General features: G+C 65.5%; 16 protein-coding genes. 5 read left to right on the top strand and 11 right to left on the bottom strand.

Translation table 11 applies throughout. From position 1 onward, the window contains the following. Nucleotides 1–5: 5 nt before the first annotated feature. The 7 genes from acpP to ACYZGB_RS06910 all read right to left on the bottom strand — a co-directional run bounded on the left by acpP (nt 6) and on the right by ACYZGB_RS06910 (nt 5,091). On the bottom strand, nt 6–245 hold the full coding sequence (gene acpP, locus ACYZGB_RS06880; protein WP_003058049.1) for an acyl carrier protein: 240 nt from the start codon (nt 243–245) through the stop codon (nt 6–8). A 103-nt stretch (nt 246–348) separates the two neighbouring features. After that, nucleotides 349–1,107 carry a 3-oxoacyl-ACP reductase FabG gene (gene fabG / locus ACYZGB_RS06885; RefSeq protein WP_462387508.1) on the bottom strand — a complete coding sequence of 253 codons (759 nt, stop codon included), beginning with the start codon at nt 1,105–1,107 and terminating at the stop codon, nt 349–351. Then, nucleotides 1,104–2,054 (bottom strand): ACP S-malonyltransferase, encoded by a 951-nt coding sequence (fabD, locus tag ACYZGB_RS06890; protein ID WP_462387510.1) that lies wholly within the window; start codon nt 2,052–2,054, stop codon nt 1,104–1,106. Before fabD ends, fabG begins: the two co-directional genes overlap by 4 nt. A gap of 61 nt (nt 2,055–2,115) precedes the next feature. After that, nucleotides 2,116–3,093 carry a beta-ketoacyl-ACP synthase III gene (locus tag ACYZGB_RS06895; protein WP_462387512.1) on the bottom strand — a complete coding sequence of 326 codons (978 nt, stop codon included), beginning with the start codon at nt 3,091–3,093 and terminating at the stop codon, nt 2,116–2,118. After that, nucleotides 3,093–4,145: a phosphate acyltransferase PlsX gene (gene plsX / locus ACYZGB_RS06900; protein WP_462387513.1), complete on the bottom strand. Its 1,053-nt coding sequence runs from the start codon at nt 4,143–4,145 to the stop codon at nt 3,093–3,095. Before plsX ends, ACYZGB_RS06895 begins: the two co-directional genes overlap by 1 nt. Nucleotides 4,146–4,249: 104 nt before the next feature. After that, complete coding sequence (gene rpmF, locus ACYZGB_RS06905) at nt 4,250–4,432, bottom strand: 50S ribosomal protein L32 (RefSeq protein WP_005794249.1); 183 nt, start codon at nt 4,430–4,432, stop codon at nt 4,250–4,252. Nucleotides 4,433–4,542: 110 nt separating this feature from the next. Continuing rightward, on the bottom strand, nt 4,543–5,091 hold the full coding sequence (locus ACYZGB_RS06910; protein WP_462387514.1) for a YceD family protein: 549 nt from the start codon (nt 5,089–5,091) through the stop codon (nt 4,543–4,545). Nucleotides 5,092–5,116: 25 nt separating this feature from the next. On the opposite strand from ACYZGB_RS06910, the gene ACYZGB_RS06915 reads away from it, so the two are divergent. From ACYZGB_RS06915 to ACYZGB_RS06925, 3 genes are all read left to right on the top strand, one after another. Further along, the gene (locus ACYZGB_RS06915) at nt 5,117–5,716 is read left to right on the top strand and encodes a Maf family nucleotide pyrophosphatase (protein ID WP_462387515.1); all 600 of its coding nucleotides are present in this window, start codon (nt 5,117–5,119) and stop codon (nt 5,714–5,716) included. Nucleotides 5,717–5,870: 154 nt separating this feature from the next. Beyond that, nucleotides 5,871–6,647 (top strand): SAM-dependent methyltransferase, encoded by a 777-nt coding sequence (locus ACYZGB_RS06920; RefSeq protein ID WP_462387516.1) that lies wholly within the window; start codon nt 5,871–5,873, stop codon nt 6,645–6,647. A 1-nt stretch (nt 6,648) separates the two neighbouring features. After that, complete coding sequence (locus ACYZGB_RS06925) at nt 6,649–7,836, top strand: toxin-antitoxin system YwqK family antitoxin (protein WP_462387517.1); 1,188 nt, start codon at nt 6,649–6,651, stop codon at nt 7,834–7,836. Between the two features lie 151 nt (nt 7,837–7,987). Here the strand turns inward: ACYZGB_RS06925 and ACYZGB_RS06930 are convergent, their stop codons facing one another. The 4 genes from ACYZGB_RS06930 to ACYZGB_RS06945 form a co-directional block, all read right to left on the bottom strand. Further along, the gene (locus ACYZGB_RS06930; protein WP_462387518.1) at nt 7,988–9,034 is read right to left on the bottom strand and encodes a S49 family peptidase; all 1,047 of its coding nucleotides are present in this window, start codon (nt 9,032–9,034) and stop codon (nt 7,988–7,990) included. Nucleotides 9,035–9,129: 95 nt separating this feature from the next. Continuing rightward, nucleotides 9,130–9,507 (bottom strand): Rieske (2Fe-2S) protein, encoded by a 378-nt coding sequence (locus ACYZGB_RS06935; protein WP_462387520.1) that lies wholly within the window; start codon nt 9,505–9,507, stop codon nt 9,130–9,132. A 21-nt stretch (nt 9,508–9,528) separates the two neighbouring features. After that, entirely contained in the window at nt 9,529–10,203 is a 675-nt protein-coding gene (locus tag ACYZGB_RS06940) for an HAD family hydrolase (protein WP_462387521.1), read from the bottom strand. A gap of 26 nt (nt 10,204–10,229) precedes the next feature. Continuing rightward, entirely contained in the window at nt 10,230–11,231 is a 1,002-nt protein-coding gene (locus ACYZGB_RS06945) for an RluA family pseudouridine synthase (RefSeq protein WP_462387522.1), read from the bottom strand. 598 nt (nt 11,232–11,829) lie between these two features. Here ACYZGB_RS06945 and ACYZGB_RS06950 point away from each other — a divergent pair. Continuing rightward, nucleotides 11,830–14,991 (top strand): Rne/Rng family ribonuclease, encoded by a 3,162-nt coding sequence (locus ACYZGB_RS06950; RefSeq protein ID WP_462387523.1) that lies wholly within the window; start codon nt 11,830–11,832, stop codon nt 14,989–14,991. A 238-nt stretch (nt 14,992–15,229) separates the two neighbouring features. Next, the gene (gene yaaA, locus ACYZGB_RS06955; protein ID WP_462387525.1) at nt 15,230–16,015 is read left to right on the top strand and encodes a peroxide stress protein YaaA; all 786 of its coding nucleotides are present in this window, start codon (nt 15,230–15,232) and stop codon (nt 16,013–16,015) included. The last annotated feature ends 9 nt before the right edge of the window (nt 16,016–16,024 follow it).

Genomic DNA, 16,024 nt, shown 5'->3' on the forward strand with positions numbered 1-16,024 from the left:
GCCACTCAGGCCTTCTGGTGGGTATTGGCGTAGTCGATGGCGTTTTGCACCGTGGTGATCTTCTCGGCGTCTTCGTCCGGGATCTCGATGCCGAACTCGTCTTCCAGAGCCATCACCAGTTCCACTGTGTCGAGCGAGTCGGCACCGAGGTCTGCCACGAAGGCCTTTTCATTGGTGACTTGGGACTCTTCCACACCGAGTTGTTCGGCAATGATTTTTTTGACGCGTGCTTCGATATCGCTCATGGTTTCCCTCTGGGGGTTGTGAATGAATCCGCGATTCTAGCCGCTTAAGGAGAAGCCCCTAAACGACCCGCCGTCCGGATGAACCGGCGTTAACTTGTCTTAATTACATGTACATGCCGCCATTGACGTGCAACTCCTGCCCCGTCACATAGCCAGCCTCGCGCGAAGCCAGGTAAGCCACCGCATGCGCGACGTCCGCTGGCTTGCCCATGTGGCCCAGCGGGATCTGCGCATTGAGCGCTTTTTGTTGATCTTCGGGCAGCACGGACGTCATGTCGGTCTCGATGAAACCAGGCGCCACGCAGTTCACGGTGATGCTGCGGCTGCCCAGCTCACGGGCCAGTGCGCGCGTCATGCCGGCCACACCCGCCTTGGCGGCGGCGTAGTTGGCCTGGCCCGGATTGCCCGATGCACCCACCACGCTGGTGATGCTGATGATGCGCCCAAAACGCTGCTTCATCATCGGACGGATAGCAGCACGGCTTGTGCGGAACACGGCCTTGAGATTGGTGTCCATCACCGCATCCCAGTCGTCATCCTTCATGCGCATGGCCAGGGTGTCACGCGTGATGCCGGCGTTGTTCACCAGCACATGCAGGCCGCCTTGCTGTTTGACGATGGAGTCCATCAGGGCCTCAACCGCCGCCACATCGTTCACATTCAGGTTGGCACCCCGGCAGCCCGGGTAGGCCGCCAGTGCCTGGCTGATCCGCGCAGCCCCCTCATCGGTGGTGGCCGTGCCCACCACCTGGTAGCCACGCACAGCCAACTCCAAGGCAATCGCCGCGCCAATGCCGCGCGATGCGCCGGTTACCAGCGCTACTTGCGCTGCCTGGGCTACCGTCTGGGTCGATTCCGTCATGCCAACAACTCCCGGGTTTCGGCCAGGGTGGCCGAGTCAAACAATGCAGCGCCGACCAGTTCGGGGTCGATGCGCTTGGTCAGGCCCGCCAGCACCTTGCCGGGGCCACATTCAACAATGTGCGTCACGCCACGGCCCTTCAGCGCTTGCACGCATTCGACCCAGCGCACCGGGCCGAAGGCTTGGCGGTAGAGCGCGTCGCGAATGGCGTCTGCGTCCTGCTGCACCGCCACGTCCACGTTGTTGAGCACTGGAATCTGGGGCGCGGCCAGTGCCACACCGGCCAACGCCACGCGCAGCTTTTCAGCTGCGGGCTTCATCAGGCTGGAGTGGAAAGGCGCCGACACCGGCAGCAGCAGCGCGCGCTTGGCACCGGCCGCCTTGAGAACTTCACAGGCCTTGTCCACACCCGCCTTGGTTCCGGCAATCACCGTCTGGATCGGGTCATTGAAATTGACGGCCTCGACCACCTCAGTGGTGCCGGACCCGAAAGATGCCAGCGCCTCGGCACAACCGGCGATAACTTTGGAGGCGTCCATGCCCAGGATGGCAGCCATGGCGCCAGTACCCACCGGCACCGCTTCTTGCATGGCCGCAGCGCGCAGCCGCACCAGAGGAGCAGCCTGCGCCAGCGTCAGCACGTCGGCCGCCACCAGGGCCGAATACTCGCCCAGCGAATGCCCGGCCACCGCCACCGGGGCCGCGCCCCCCTCGGCACGCCAGACACGCCAGGCCGCCACACCCGCCACCAGCATCACGGGCTGGGTGTTGGTGGTCAAGGCCAGCGCCTCCTTGGTACCCTCCTTGATCAGGGCACCCACATCTTCACCCAGGGCATCCGATGCTTCTTGCAGGGTCTGCGCCACCACAGGGTGATCGCCCCACCCATCGAGCATGCCTACGGACTGGGAGCCTTGTCCAGGAAAGACAAATGCAAAAGACGTCATGAAAAAATCCAAAAATTTGAGAGAAATTGGGCGCTACCGCCTGTCCATATTGGATTGATAGCTACAACTTCAGGAGCACAGCGCCCCAGGTAAAGCCACCACCCACCCCCTCCAGCAGCAGGGTCTCACACTTTTGGACCTGGCCGGAGCGCACGGCATGGTCGAGCGCCAGCGGAATGGATGCCGCAGACGTGTTGCCATGCCGGTCCACGGTGACCACCACCTTGTCCATGGGCAGCTTCAGCTTGCGGGCCGTGCCCTGCATGATGCGGATGTTGGCCTGGTGCGGAATCAGCCAGTCGATATCGGCCTCGGTCAGCCCGGCCTTGGCCAGTGCGGCATGGGCGGCCTTTTCCAGCACGCCCACCGCCAGCTTGAAAACCGCCTGCCCATCCATCTTGAGGAGCGGATCCCCCAGCACCTGGCCACCCGATACATTGCCCGGCACACAGAGAATGCCCACATGTTTGCCATCGGCGTGCAGGTCGCTCGACAGGATGCCCGGCGTCTCGGAGGCTTCCAGCACCACGGCCCCGGCCCCGTCACCAAACAAAACGCAGGTGGTGCGGTCATTGAAGTCCAGGATGCGGCTGAAAACCTCGGCGCCGATCACCAGGGCACGGTTGGCCGCCCCCGTCTGGATCATGGCGTCCGCCACCGACAGCGCATACACAAAACCGCTGCAGACCGCCTGCACATCAAACGCAGGGCAACCATTGGCCCCCAGTTTGTTCTGCAAGATACAAGCGGTGGAGGGGAACACCATGTCGGGCGTGGACGTGGCCACGATGATCAGGTCGATGTCCGTCGGCTGCAGCCCGGCTGCCTGCAAGGCGTTGCGCGCAGCCTCCAGGCCCAGATCGCTGCTGGCCACATCGGGGGCCGCAAAGTGGCGCGCCCGGATGCCGGTGCGCTCCACAATCCATTCATCAGAGGTTTCGATGCCGCGCTGGCCCAGTTCGGCCACGAGATCGGCGTTGGTCAACCGGCGGGGCGGCAGGTAGCTGCCGGTGCCGGTAATGCGGGAGTAGCGTCTCATCAATGTGTCGTCGCCGCAACGCCAGGCTGGGGCTGGGCATCTGCGGGCACCAGGAGCGGCGCCGCATGCGCAATCCGGGTCCGGACACGGTCGAGCAGGTTGTTGCGGGCTGCATCATACGCCCGGTTCAAAGCCTGCTCGAAGGCCATGGCGTCGGCCGATCCGTGACTCTTGAACACCAGTCCACGCAGGCCCAGCAGCGCTGCGCCGTTGTACCGGCGGTAGTCCATGCGCTTCATGAGCGCTTTTAGGATCGGATAAGCGATGATTGCCGCCATTTTCGTGAAGATATGGCGAGAGAACTCGGTCTTGAGCGCTCCAATGATCATCGAAGCGACACCCTCGCTGGCCTTGAGCGCCACATTGCCCACAAAACCGTCACACACCACGATGTCCACGGTGCCTTTGAAAATGTCATTGCCCTCGACATTTCCAAAAAAGTTCAAATCACCGGAACTGGCCGCAGATCGCAGCAGTTCACCTGCTTTTTTGATGACTTCGCTGCCTTTGATGACCTCTTCACCAATGTTCAGCAAGCCCACGGTGGGCTCCCCGCCCTCCTGCAGGGCCGACACCAGGGCCGACCCCATCACGGCAAACTGCAGCAGATGCTCGGCCGAGCAGTCCACATTGGCCCCCAGGTCCAGCACCGTGGTGGCGCCGCCCGTGGCATTGGGCAACTGGGTGGCAATGGCCGGGCGGTCAATGCCGTCCAGCGTCTTGAGGAGGTAACGGGCAATGGCCATCAAGGCGCCGGTGTTGCCCGCAGAAACGGCTGCCGATGCCGCGCCGTCCTTGACCTGCTGGATGGCCACACGCATCGAAGAGTCCTTCTTCTTGCGCAAAGCCACCTCCACCGGGTCGTCCATGGCCACCACTTCGGAGGCAGGAACGATGGCGGCACGGTCGTGCGAGAACGCTTCCAGGCTGCCAGGCAGGCCCACAAGCAGCAAACGGGCGTCGGGGTGGTGTTCGAGAAACTGGCGGCACGCCGCGAGCGTGACGCGGGGGCCATGGTCGCCCCCCATGCAGTCAACAGCCAGTGTGATCATGGGCGACTTGTCCGGCCAACGGATGGGGCCGGAAGAAAAATACGACGGTCAAAACAAAGGCCCGCACTACGCAAAGTAGTTGCGGGCCTTGGTGGAGGCTGAAATCAGGCTTCAGACTTGTTCTTCAACACCTGGCGGCCACGGTAGAAACCGTTGGGGCTGATGTGGTGACGCAGGTGCGTTTCACCAGTGGTGGGTTCCACAGCAATGCCTGGCACGTTCAGGGCATTGTGCGAGCGATGCATGCCGCGCTTGGAAGGGGACTTTTTGTTTTGCTGAACGGCCATGATGGCTCCTGATCTTGAGTAGGTTGGTAAAAACGCGATCAGCCCAAAAGACACGATGGGATTCGCGTGAAGCCCACGATTATAACCCAAATGATTTTTGGGTCAGCCAATCACCCCTTGGGATCCTTGCGCAGCCCGGCGAGCGCTGCAAAAGGGTTGGGCTTTTCGGAGTTCGCTTCTTCAAAATCGTCGTCGGAAGAAGCCAGCGGCACGGCCGTGGGGCATTCATCGTGTTTGGGCACCACGGGCAAGGCCATCAGCAGCTCGTCCTCGATGAGTTCGTGTAGGTCGAACTCGCGGCTCAGGGCAAGCAGGTCTTCCTCACTCTCGTCGTCCAGCGCCTCGGCGGTGGCCTCGTCCGCCACAAAGCGGAACTCTCGGTCCACCTCCAGCGGCACGTCCACGGGGGTCATGCAGCGCTGGCATTCCATGGGGAAACTCGCACGCACCTTGATGCACAGCCACACCTGCCCCATGCCACCCAGAGCGGTACGCAATTCGCCCACCGCCTCCCAGTCCACCAGCAGGTCGGGGTGCAGGCCCTTGGCCTCCTGGGCCAGGCGTTCGTACTTCAGCAGCGAGTCGTGGCCCGCCAGCCGTCCGCCCGCCTGTGCAAAGGCTTTCACGTCCAGGCGCAGCGGGGAGAATTCCTTGGTCATGGCGGCAGTGTAAGAGAATCGGCGCATGCATCAATCCCCCCCCCAGCAACGCCCTCTGGTATTGGGCTCCACCTCGCGCTACCGGCGTGAATTGCTAGAGCGGCTGAACCTGCCTTTCGAGGTTGCAGCCCCGGATGTGGACGAAACCCCCCTGCCCGGCGAAACCCCGCGCGATCTGGCCCTGCGCCTGGCGCTGGCCAAGGCGCGCGCCGTGGCGCAGCAGCATCCCGGGGCCGTGGTGATTGGCTCCGACCAGGTGGCCGACCTCGCGGGCGAGCCCCTGGGCAAGCCGGGCCAGCACGAGCGCGCCGTGCAGCAATTGCGCCAGATGCGTGGCCAGACCGTGGTCTTCCAGACCGCCGTGGCGGTGGTGTGCGCTGCCACGGGCTTTGAACAGGTGGACCTGGCCCCTGTGGAAGTGCGGTTCCGCGCCCTGAGCGACGAAGAAATCGAGCGCTATCTGCGGGCCGAACAACCCTACGACTGCGCTGGCAGTGCCAAAAGCGAAGGCCTGGGCATTGCGTTGCTCGACGCGATCCACAGCGACGACCCCACGGCCCTCATCGGCCTGCCGCTGATCCGCACCTGCCGCATGCTGCGCGCTGCAGGGCTGGTGCTGCCATGATGAAGCACCCCCTGAGTCGCTTCGCGCCCTCCCCCTCTCCTTCGGGAGGGAGACACACCCAGTGGCCTAGCCAAGCCAGCTCCACGGGTGCGCTGGCCTGCACCGCGTCAGTTTCCCCGGCACCGGACACTGCGCAGCGCAATGGAGGCCAACGATGAATGCGAAAACCGGCACGCTGTACCTGGTGCCAGCTCCCCTCGACTTTGGCTGCGACACCCAGGCCCCGCTGCAGGACGCCCTGCCCGCAGCCACCCTGCAGACGGCCGCACGCCTGACCCATTGGGTGTGCGAAAACGCCAAGAGCACGCGCGCTTATCTCAAGCGCATCGACGCCCTGCACCCCCTCGCAGCCTCCCTGCAGCAGCAGCAGATCACCGAACTGCCGCGCGAAGTCCACAAAAAGGGCGACCACGGCGACAAGGGCTCGGCCTCGTTCGACGCCCGCCCGCTGCTGGCGGCGGCACTGAACGGGCACGACATTGGGCTGGTCAGCGAAGCGGGTATGCCCGCTGTGGCCGACCCGGGCTCGTCGGTGGTCCGCGCCGCGCACGACCTGGGCATCCCTGTTGCCCCCCTGGTGGGCCCGGTGTCGCTGCTGCTGGCCCTGGCGTCCAGTGGGCTGAACGGGCAAAACTTCGCGTTTGTGGGCTACCTGCCTCAGGACGGCCAGGAGCGCACCCAGCGCATCAAGGAACTGGAGGGCATCGCGCTGCGCACGGGCCAGACCCAGCTTTTCATCGAAACCCCCTACCGCAACCCCGCCTTGTGGCAGGCCCTGGTGCAGACGCTGCAGCCCCACACGCGCCTGGCGCTGGCCAGCGGGCTGACACTGCCCGGGGCACGCATCCACAGCCAGCTGGTGCGGCAATGGCGCCAGCAACCCGCGCCGCCCGACAACCGTACCCCGGTCGTGTTTGCACTGGGCCGCTAGCATGGCAAAGCACTCCTACCCTATCGCTATATTTCTGATAGCTATCAGCGCTTATGGAACGCGCGCAGAGGCCATTATTCGTTGCGAATTGAATGGCAAGGCGATCAATATTTCCAACGGTGGCGAGACCGCTGGCCAGTCTGGCCTGGTGCGCTGCCGCGACGAGGACACCGGCCATGTGCAGCGTGAGCAGCAGTTGCAGAACGGCAAGTTCATGGGCCTGGAGCGCATGTTCGACCGCGAAGGCCGCCTGCAGCGCGAGCGCACGGTGAACGAGCGCGGCAACAGCCACGGCCGGGTGGCGGAGTTCTGGCCCAACGGCCAGGTGCGCCGCGAGGAAACCGCCGACAACGGCCGCACCCAGGGCGCGGTGCGGCGCTTCGATGCCTCAGGCCGTGTGGAGCGCGTGTCCTTCCATGGCGAGGGGCAGGAGCTTTTTTACGTGGAATACACCACAAAGGGCCAGCCAGCGCGCCTGCTGTGCCCGCGCACCAGCGTGCTGCCCGAGGACCGCAAGCTCTGCGGCTTTGACGGTGCCACCGACACCCCACTTTTTGCCGAAAGCGGTGCGCGCTCGGCCCAGCTGCGCTACGACCAGGGCCGGTTGCTGAACGCTACCGAATGGACCACCGACGGCATCGTTGCCGCCCAACAGATGATGGTGGACGGCCGGCGGGTGCACAAAATTTTCTCCACCGAAGGCGGCAAGAGCGTGCTGCGCGAGGAGCGAGTCTTCGCGCCCGACGACCGCACGCTGCGGGACACGCGCGGCCAATTGCTGAGCGCCAAACGCTATGGCGCGTCGGGCCAACTCATCGAGCAGCGCAGCTTTGCCGAGGGCCGCGAGGTGCAGGCAGAGCGCTGGTACCTGAACGGCGCCATGCGCGAGCGCAGCACCTGGAGCGGCACCGGCAAGGACGCCCGCCTGCTGCGCGAGATGTACCGCGACGACGGCAAGCTGGCGCGACGCGAGCAGCTCAATGCCGATCAATGGCCCGTGGGCACCCAGCAAGCCTTCCACGACAACGGCCGCCTGGCGCTGGAAGAGCAGTATTCCGACCCCGACGGCCGAGGGCGCACCAGGCTCACGGCGCGCAAGCAGTGGGATGACACCGGCAAGCTGACTGCAGACGACACCATCCTGGAAGATGGATCACGCCAGCGCAAGGCTGGTGGGGTGGACAGCTGAGGAGTTCACCCTCCCCGCGGCCACCATCGGCGCAGCGCGGCTCGTTGCCCTATACCACCCACACCAGCAACCCTTAAGCAAAATGCCCCGAATGGAAATTCCATCCGGGGCATTTTTTCTGCATTCGGCCACCAGGCCGGGTGGGAGGCGGTCAGCGCAGCTGAGGGCCCGCCAACGCCAAAGACCTCACCGCACCCACACCAATCGCAGCGCCAAAACGCTTGACCAGGCGCTCAGCCACGTTGTCGCGGCGGGTGTAGTCGATGATGTCTTCGGCTTTGACCACTTCGCGTGCCACATAGTCCAGGTTGCCCAGCTTGTCGGCCAAGCCCATTTCCACGGCCTGCTGGCCGGTCCAGAACAGGCCGCTGAAGGTGTCGGGCGTGGTCTTGAGGCGGTCGCCCCGGCCGGCCTTCACCACGGCGATGAACTGCAGGTGGATCTGGTCCAACATGGTCTGCGCATAGGCGCGCTGCTTTTCAGTCTGCGGGCTGAAAGGGTCGAGGAAGCCCTTGTTCTCGCCTGCCGTCAGCAGGCGGCGCTCCACGCCCAGCTTTTCCATGGTGCCAGTGAAGCCAAAACCGTCCATCAGCACGCCAATGCTGCCCACGATGCTGGCCTTGTCCACATAGATGTCGTCGGCGGCTGCGGCAATGTAGTAGGCCGCCGAGGCACAGGTTTCCTCGACCACGGCGTAGATCGGCTTGTTGTGTTTGGCCTTAAGGCGAATGATCTCGTCGTTGATGATGCCCGCCTGCACCGGGCTGCCGCCGGGCGAGTTGATGAGCAACACCAGGGCCTGCGAGCCTTCGTCCTCCAGCGCGCTGCGCATGGCGGCAACGACGAACTCGGCGCTGGCCTCGGCGCCGCTGGCGATCTCGCCCTTGATGTCCACCACGGCCGTGTGGGGCGTGCTTTTGCTGGCGCTGGGCGATGCCTGGCGCAGCGCCGTGAAGGCGACAGCGGCAATCAGCACCAGCCAGGCCAGGCGGAAGAAGATCTTCCAGCGGCGGGCGCTGCGTTGTTCTTGGAGGGCGGAGAAGGCCAGCTTTTCCAGCGTGGCGCGTTCCCAGCCAGGTTCACGCGATGGGTCGCTCACAGATGCTCCTGAATGTGTAGCTGCTTGCGCCCACAGGTCGGGCGCGGGGTTGCTTTTGGGGTCAAAACCCGAGGGTCCGGGCGATTGGGGGTCGGTCATGTCTTGTGTCCTGGGCACTGCACCACTGCGGCCGGCGCCCCCACACAGGCGGCGGGTGGCAGGTGGCGTGGGTCCAGGCTTTCCATCTGGATTGTCTAGAACTCCACGGGCTGCAGGTGGTGGGCAGTATGCCAGTGCACCACACCATCGCTTTCTGACAAAGCAATTTTCACCAGCCCGCCCCGGCAGGGGCCTCCGGCACACTGGCCCGTGTGGGGCAGGTAGGCCGCCCCATGGGTGGAGCACAGCAGCCATTGGCCGGTGTCATCAAAAAAATGGCCTTCCTGGTAGTCCATCTCCATCGCCACATGGGTGCAGCGGTTGAGGTAGGCATGGGGCACGCCTCGGTAGCGGATGGCAAAGGCGCGGCAGGTCTGCCCCGCATAACGCACATCAAACGCCACCGCCAGGCCACCATCGACCAGGTCGGCGCTGTTGCACAAGGGAAGAGACTGTTCGGGGGGCGTGGACATGGCGGGTTCGTTCACACCTTCTCAGCCATGCTGCAGCAGCCAGTCGTGCAGCTCGCGCACCGAATGCACCACCGACAGCGGATTCAGCGCGTGGAAGGCGTCGGGCTCGTGGGCGCCGTAGCTCACGCCCACGCTCGCGCAGCCCGCGTTGACCGCCATCTGCAGGTCGTGGGTGGTGTCACCGATCATCAGCAGGCGCTCAGGCGCCACGTCAAATTCGGCCATCAGCTCCTGCAGCATCAGCGGGTGGGGCTTGCCAGCAGTCTGGTCGGCGGTGCGCGATCCGTCGAACACGCCGCGCAAGTCCACCGAGTGCAGCGCCTCGTCCAGCCCGCGCCGGCTTTTGCCCGTGGCCACGGCCAGCAGGTGGCCGCGCTCACGCAGATCATTCAGCAGGGGCAACACGCCCTCGAACAGGCTCAGGTCGTCCTGGTGCTGGATGTAGTGGAAGCGGTAACGGTTGCCCAGCTCGGTGTACTTCTCAGCAGGCACGTCGGGGGCCGCATAGGCCAGGGCCTGCATGAGCCCCATGCCGATCACATAGGCTGCTTCCTTGTCGGTGGGCACCGTGCCGCCCACATCGCGCACAGCAGCCTGGATGCAGCGCACGATGATGGCGGTGGAGTCGAACAGGGTGCCATCCCAGTCAAAGGCGATGAGGTCGAAGCGGCGCGGACGGAAGTTTTTGGCAGACATGGAGGGAGGTTCTTCGCGCTGGATCGTCAGGCGGGGGAGACAAATTCGGCCAGCTCGGGGGGCAGTTCGGCAATCAGCTGCACACGCTCACCCGAGGCGGGGTGGTTGAACTGTAACCGCCACGCATGCAGAAACATGCGCTTCATCCCCTGCTTCTGCAGGCGTTTGTTGAGGTCAAAGTCGCCGTATTTGTCATCGCCCACGATGGCGTGACCCTGGCTGGCCAGGTGCACACGGATCTGGTGGGTACGGCCAGTCTTGATGGTCACCTCCAGCAAAGACATTGCGGGCAGGCCCTGCTCCGGCCGGGCAGCCGCCGTGCTGCGCACCTTGACCAGGGTGATGGAGCGCATGCCGTCCGGGTCGTCCGCCGTGGTCACGCGCACGCGGCGCTCGCCGTCGGCCTGCAGGTACTTGTGCAGCGGCAGGTCGATGACCTTCTTGTTGGCGGGCCAGGTGCCAGTAACCAGCGCCAGATAGGTCTTGCCCGTCTCGCGCTCGCGGAACTGGTCCTGCAAGTGAGTAAGCGCTGACCGTTTCTTGGCCACCAGCAGGATGCCCGAGGTTTCGCGGTCCAGCCGGTGCACCAGTTCCAGGAACTTGGAGGCCGGTCGCGCCTGGCGCAGCTGCTCGATCACGCCAAAACTCACGCCGCTCCCGCCATGCACGGCCACACCAGCGGGTTTGTCGAGGGCGATCAGGTGCTCGTCTTCGAGCAGGATGGGGAACTCGCGCGCGGGCGCCGGGCGCTCGGCTTTTTCAGCCACCTTGTCGGAAATCCGCACGGGTGGCAGGCGCACCAGGTCGCCCGCTTCCACCCGGGTGTCGGCACTCGCGCGGCCCTTGTTGATGCGCACCTCGCCGCTGCGGATGATGCGGTAGACATGCGTCTTGGGTACGCCCTTCAGGTGGCGTATCAAAAAGTTATCAAGCCGCTGGCCGGCGGAGTCTTCATCGACCTCCACCATGCGGGCTGCGGGAAGGCCCGCAGGAGCGGCGGGCGGTTTGGCCCCTATAATGTGTTTCACCTGCGCGTTGTCATGTAAGTGGTTGATTTGTCTGGAGTTTAGTCCACACAGCCCATTGCCCCGTGCAGGCAGGTCGATGCCAGCGGGTGTCGTGCGCGCAGATTGCAGGCCAGATGCCTGTGGTGGCCCGCATGCCACGCGGCGGGCTGACAGATTGAAACACTGATACGGAATCCCCCAAGCTGGCAGATGTTCCCTACCCGGGCGCAGCCTGCCAGCGGATCAAAGCGAGCATGTGGTTGTTGATGGCATGGATAGAGACCCTGTGGCGGAGGCTGCGGCCTTTGGCTGCATGCTCAAAATCGCCTTCAGCGCCCAGCCAGCAAGCGCATTCAGCTACTCTTTTGCTAGCAAAACTGCGCTCCTACCACTCGCCCCCATCCACGCGCCCCTGCCTCACGATGCTGCGCTAGAGCGCGGCAGATCATTGGCATTCCCGGCAATTCCCTTCGTTTCGATGCGTCAGTCCAGGCATTCACAGCTCCTGTAGAGCTTGTTGTATTGGTTTGGAAACTGTGGGCGGCAGCCCGCGCAGCCCTCCCTGTGGGTCAGGTGGGTTGCACCGCTGCTGTCCACGAAACACTGAAGGAATCGCATCATGAAGCGGATGCTCATCAACGCCACGCAGCCTGAAGAACGGCGCCTGGCCATCGTCGACGGACAAAAGCTCCTCGACTACGAAATCGAAATCGAAGGGCGCGAACAGCGCAAGGGCAACATCTACAAGGCCGTCGTCACGCGCGTCGAGCCCTCGCTGGAAGCCTGTTTTGTGGACTATGGCGAAGACCGCCACGGCTTCCTGCCGTTCAAGGAAATCTCGCGCAGCTACTTCACCCCCGGTGTCTCGCCCAGCCAGGCGCGCATCAATGAGGTGATCAAGGAAGGCCAGGAACTGCTGGTCCAGGTCGAAAAGGAAGAACGTGGCAACAAAGGCGCGGCCCTGACCACCTTCGTCAGCCTGGCCGGCCGTTATGTGGTGCTGATGCCCAACAACCCCCGGGGCGGTGGCGTTTCGCGCCGCATCGAGGGCGAGGACCGCGCCGAGCTCAAGGAGGCGATGGACCAGCTGGAATACCCCAACGGCATGTCCATCATCGCGCGCACTGCGGGCATTGGCCGCACTGCGCCCGAGCTGCAGTGGGACCTGAACTACCTGCTCAAGCTCTGGAACGCCATCGACGGCGCCGCCAAGGGCGGCCGGGGCGCGTTCCTGATCTACCAGGAGTCGAGCCTGGTAATCCGCGCGATCCGCGACTACTTCAACAACGACATCGGTGACATCCTCATCGATACCGACGACATCTACGAACAGGCGCAGCAGTTCATGGCGCACGTCATGCCCGAGCATGCCGCCCGCGTGAAGCGCTACCGCGACGACGCCGCCCTGTTCAGCCGCTTCCAGATCGAGCACCAGATCGAGTCGGCCTACGCACGCACCGTGCAGCTGCCCTCGGGCGGCGCCATCGTGATCGACCACACCGAAGCGCTGGTCAGCGTGGACGTGAACTCGGCCCGCGCCATCAAGGGCGGCGACATCGAGGAAACCGCCACCCGCACCAACCTGGAAGCCGCCGACGAAGTGGCGCGCCAGATGCGCCTGCGTGACCTGGGCGGCCTGATCGTCATCGACTTCATCGACATGGAGGAGAGCAAGAACCGCCGCGAAGTGGAAAACCGCCTGCGCGATGCGTTGCGCCAGGACCGTGCCCGCGTGCAGTTCGGCACCATCAGCAAGTTCGGCCTCATGGAAATGAGCCGCCAGCGCCTGAAGCCCGCGCTGTCCGAAGGCTCCTCCATCCCCTGCCCCCGCTGCGGCGGCTCGGGCCACATCCGCGACACTGAATCGTCGGCGCTGCAGATCCTGCGCATCATTCAAGAAGAATCGATGAAGGACAACACGGCCGCCGTGCACTGCCAGGTGCCGGTGGAAGTGGCCTCGTTCCTGCTGAACGAAAAGCGCACCGAGATCGCCAAGATCGAACTCAAGCAGCGCGTGGCCGTGCTGATGGTGCCCAACAAGACGCTGGAAACCCCCAACTACCGCCTGGAACGCCTCAAGCACGACGACCCGCGCCTGGACCACATCGAAGCCAGCTACAAGCTTGCAGAAGAAGTGGAAGACCCCACGGCCGTGACGCGCCGCTCGCAGGAGCCCACCAACAAGCAGACGCCGGTGATCAAGGGCGTGCTGCCCGACGCCCCCGCTCCGCAGGTCGAGCCCCGCCCCGAAGGCGCGGCCCGCCCACCGCGTAGCGGCCAAGCTCCACGCGGCGCTGCCGCGCCAGCGCCCGCACCGGCTCCGGTGGCAGCGCCTGCGCCGGCCGCACCACAAGAGCAAGGCTTCTTTGCCTGGCTCAAGAGCCTGTTCGGTTTTGGCGGCGCACCCGCTGCAGCCCCGGCACCGGTGGCAGCTCCTGCCGCCGCACCGGCCGCCGAGCCCGCTGGCCGTGGCGAACCCCGCCGCGACGGCCGCAACGGTGAAGGCCGTGGCCGCCGCAGCGGTGGCCGCGATGGAAACCGTGAAGGCCAGCGCGAAGGAGGCCGCGACGGCAACCGCGAAGCTGGCAGCGGTGAAGGCCGTGGCCGCCGTGGCGAGCGTTCGGCCGAAGGCCGCGCCCCCCGCGACGCCGAGAGCCGTCCACCCCGCGATACCGACCGCCGCCCCGAAGGCGAAGGCCGTGAAGGCGGTGGCCGCAACGGACGCGATGGGCGTGACGGTGGCCGTGGCCGCCGCGATGCCGAGCCGCGCCAGCAAAATGCCGGTCTGAACGCCGACAACACCGCCGCCAACGCACAGGTGGAAGGCCCGGGTAACCAGGGCACCGAAGGCGCAGCGGCCCAGCAGCCACGGGGTGAACGTGGCCCCCGCCGCGAACGGGGTGATCGCGGTGACCGCGCCCCCCGTGGCGAACGCGCCCCCCGCGCCGTAGAAGCCCAGGAAGCCGCAGCAGCCCAGGCCCCCGCCGTGCCCGGCGACTTTGCCGACACAGCGCCCATGGCCTCGCTGCCCGACCTGGACCTGAGCGGCAATGACGCCCCCGGCAACGGCCAGGGCGCAGCCAGCGAAGAACAGCGCCGCGAGCGCCGCTCGCGCGACCGCTATGGCCGTGACCGCCGCGAACGCGGTGAACGTGGCCCCCGCGACGGCAATGGCGCCGAAGCGGCCGCCGCACCCGCCATGCTGGATTTCGACCCCACCCAGGCCGAGCCCGCAGCAGCCCCAGTGACTGCAGCGCCCCAGGACGAGCCACCACGCCGCAGCTACTTCAGCGCCCCGGCCACAGCGCCTGCCGCTCCAGCGGTTGCAGCCACTGCGGCTGCACCCGCGCCCGCCGAAGCCGTCGCACCGGCCACGGCCCCTGCAGCAGCGCCCGTGGCAGCACCGGCAGCACCAGCGGCTGCGCCCGTGGTAGCCGCCGCGCCTGTGATAGCCGCCCCAGCCACGCCCGCAGCTGTGGCACCCGCAGCCGCCCCAGCAGCTGCTGCAGCCCAGGGCGGCCTGCCCCGCGTGCAGGCGTTCACGCTGCCGGTCGATGCACTGCAGCAAGTGGCCGCTTCGTCGGGCCTGCAATGGGTGAACTCCGATGCGGACAAGATCGCAGCCGCGCAGGCCGCGATTGCCGCCGAACCCAAGCCCATCCACGTGCCCCGCGAACGGCCCCCGGTGGTGGTACTGGACGAAGGCCCGCTGGTGCTGGTGGAAACCCGCCGCGACCTGTCGGCCATGCCGCTGCCTTTCGAGCAGCCTCCAGCGGCTTGAAGCCCTGACATGGCGGCCGCCCCCGGGCGGTGGCCGTGAACCCAGAAGGCGGCTCCGGCCGCCTTCTGTTTTTTGAGGCCGCGCGAGCAAGGCCCAGCGCCTTGTTCGGCGTTGTCAGCGCGCGTCTGCCAATACCCATGAGCGATCGGCAACCGGGATGGAGCAGGTACCATTTCCTGGATAACCCGCGCCGCTGCTGACGAACCGCCCCTTACAGACCCAAGAGCTTTCCGCCCCCATGCTGTTCCTGCTGTCCCCTGCCAAGTCGCTCGACTACGAAACGCCCCTGCCCGAGGGCCTGCCACACACCACGCCGCAATTTGTGCCGCAATCCACGGCCCTCATCGAGGTGCTGCGCACGCAGTCTCCGCAGCAGATCGCCTCGCTGATGGAGCTGAGCGATACCCTCGCTGCCCTCAACGTGGCGCGCTACCAGGCCTGGCGGCCCCGCTTCACGGCCAGCAACTCGCGCCAGGCGGTGCTGGCCTTCAACGGCGATGTCTACGACGGGCTGCAAGCCCGCAGCCTGGGCCCTGACGACCTGGGCTGGGCACAGAGCCATGTGGCCATCCTGAGCGGCCTGTACGGCGTGCTGCGCCCGCTGGACCGCATGCAGCCCTACCGCCTGGAGATGGGCACACGCCTGGCCACCGGCGCGGGCAACAACCTCTGCCAGTTCTGGGGCAGCCAGATCGCCGAGCACCTCAACACCCGGCTGCGGGCCGACACCGCGCCCGTGGTGGTCAACCTCGCATCGCAGGAATACTTCAAGGCCGTGGACCGCAAGGCGCTCAAGGCGCGGGTCATCGAATGTGTGTTCGAGGACTGGAAAGGCGGCAGCTACAAGATCATCAGCTTCTTTGCCAAACGTGCGCGGGGCCTCATGGCGCGCTATGCCATCACCCACCGCATTGCCACGCCACACAAGCTGGAAGGCTTTGATCTGGACGGCTATGCCTTTGCCCCGGCATCATCCGAACCGGAGCGCCTGGTGTTCCGGCGCAAGGCGGCACCTACCGCATAAATTGTTCTG

This window comes from Acidovorax sp. Q11 (assembly GCF_054950075.1).

Excerpts from the sequence above, each read along its gene's own strand:
- acpP (WP_003058049.1), bottom strand. The coding sequence starts at position 245 with ATGAGCGATATCGAAGCACGCGTCAAAAAAATCATTGCCGAACAACTC.
- fabG (WP_462387508.1), bottom strand. The coding sequence starts at position 1,107 with ATGACGGAATCGACCCAGACGGTAGCCCAGGCAGCGCAAGTAGCGCTG.
- fabD (WP_462387510.1), bottom strand. The coding sequence starts at position 2,054 with ATGACGTCTTTTGCATTTGTCTTTCCTGGACAAGGCTCCCAGTCCGTA.
- ACYZGB_RS06895 (WP_462387512.1), bottom strand. The coding sequence starts at position 3,093 with ATGAGACGCTACTCCCGCATTACCGGCACCGGCAGCTACCTGCCGCCC.
- plsX (WP_462387513.1), bottom strand. The coding sequence starts at position 4,145 with ATGATCACACTGGCTGTTGACTGCATGGGGGGCGACCATGGCCCCCGC.
- rpmF (WP_005794249.1), bottom strand. The coding sequence starts at position 4,432 with ATGGCCGTTCAGCAAAACAAAAAGTCCCCTTCCAAGCGCGGCATGCAT.
- ACYZGB_RS06910 (WP_462387514.1), bottom strand. The coding sequence starts at position 5,091 with ATGACCAAGGAATTCTCCCCGCTGCGCCTGGACGTGAAAGCCTTTGCA.
- ACYZGB_RS06915 (WP_462387515.1), top strand. The coding sequence starts at position 5,117 with ATGCATCAATCCCCCCCCCAGCAACGCCCTCTGGTATTGGGCTCCACC.
- ACYZGB_RS06920 (WP_462387516.1), top strand. The coding sequence starts at position 5,871 with ATGAATGCGAAAACCGGCACGCTGTACCTGGTGCCAGCTCCCCTCGAC.
- ACYZGB_RS06925 (WP_462387517.1), top strand. The coding sequence starts at position 6,649 with ATGGCAAAGCACTCCTACCCTATCGCTATATTTCTGATAGCTATCAGC.
- ACYZGB_RS06930 (WP_462387518.1), bottom strand. The coding sequence starts at position 9,034 with ATGACCGACCCCCAATCGCCCGGACCCTCGGGTTTTGACCCCAAAAGC.
- ACYZGB_RS06935 (WP_462387520.1), bottom strand. The coding sequence starts at position 9,507 with ATGTCCACGCCCCCCGAACAGTCTCTTCCCTTGTGCAACAGCGCCGAC.
- ACYZGB_RS06940 (WP_462387521.1), bottom strand. The coding sequence starts at position 10,203 with ATGTCTGCCAAAAACTTCCGTCCGCGCCGCTTCGACCTCATCGCCTTT.
- ACYZGB_RS06950 (WP_462387523.1), top strand. The coding sequence starts at position 11,830 with ATGAAGCGGATGCTCATCAACGCCACGCAGCCTGAAGAACGGCGCCTG.
- yaaA (WP_462387525.1), top strand. The coding sequence starts at position 15,230 with ATGCTGTTCCTGCTGTCCCCTGCCAAGTCGCTCGACTACGAAACGCCC.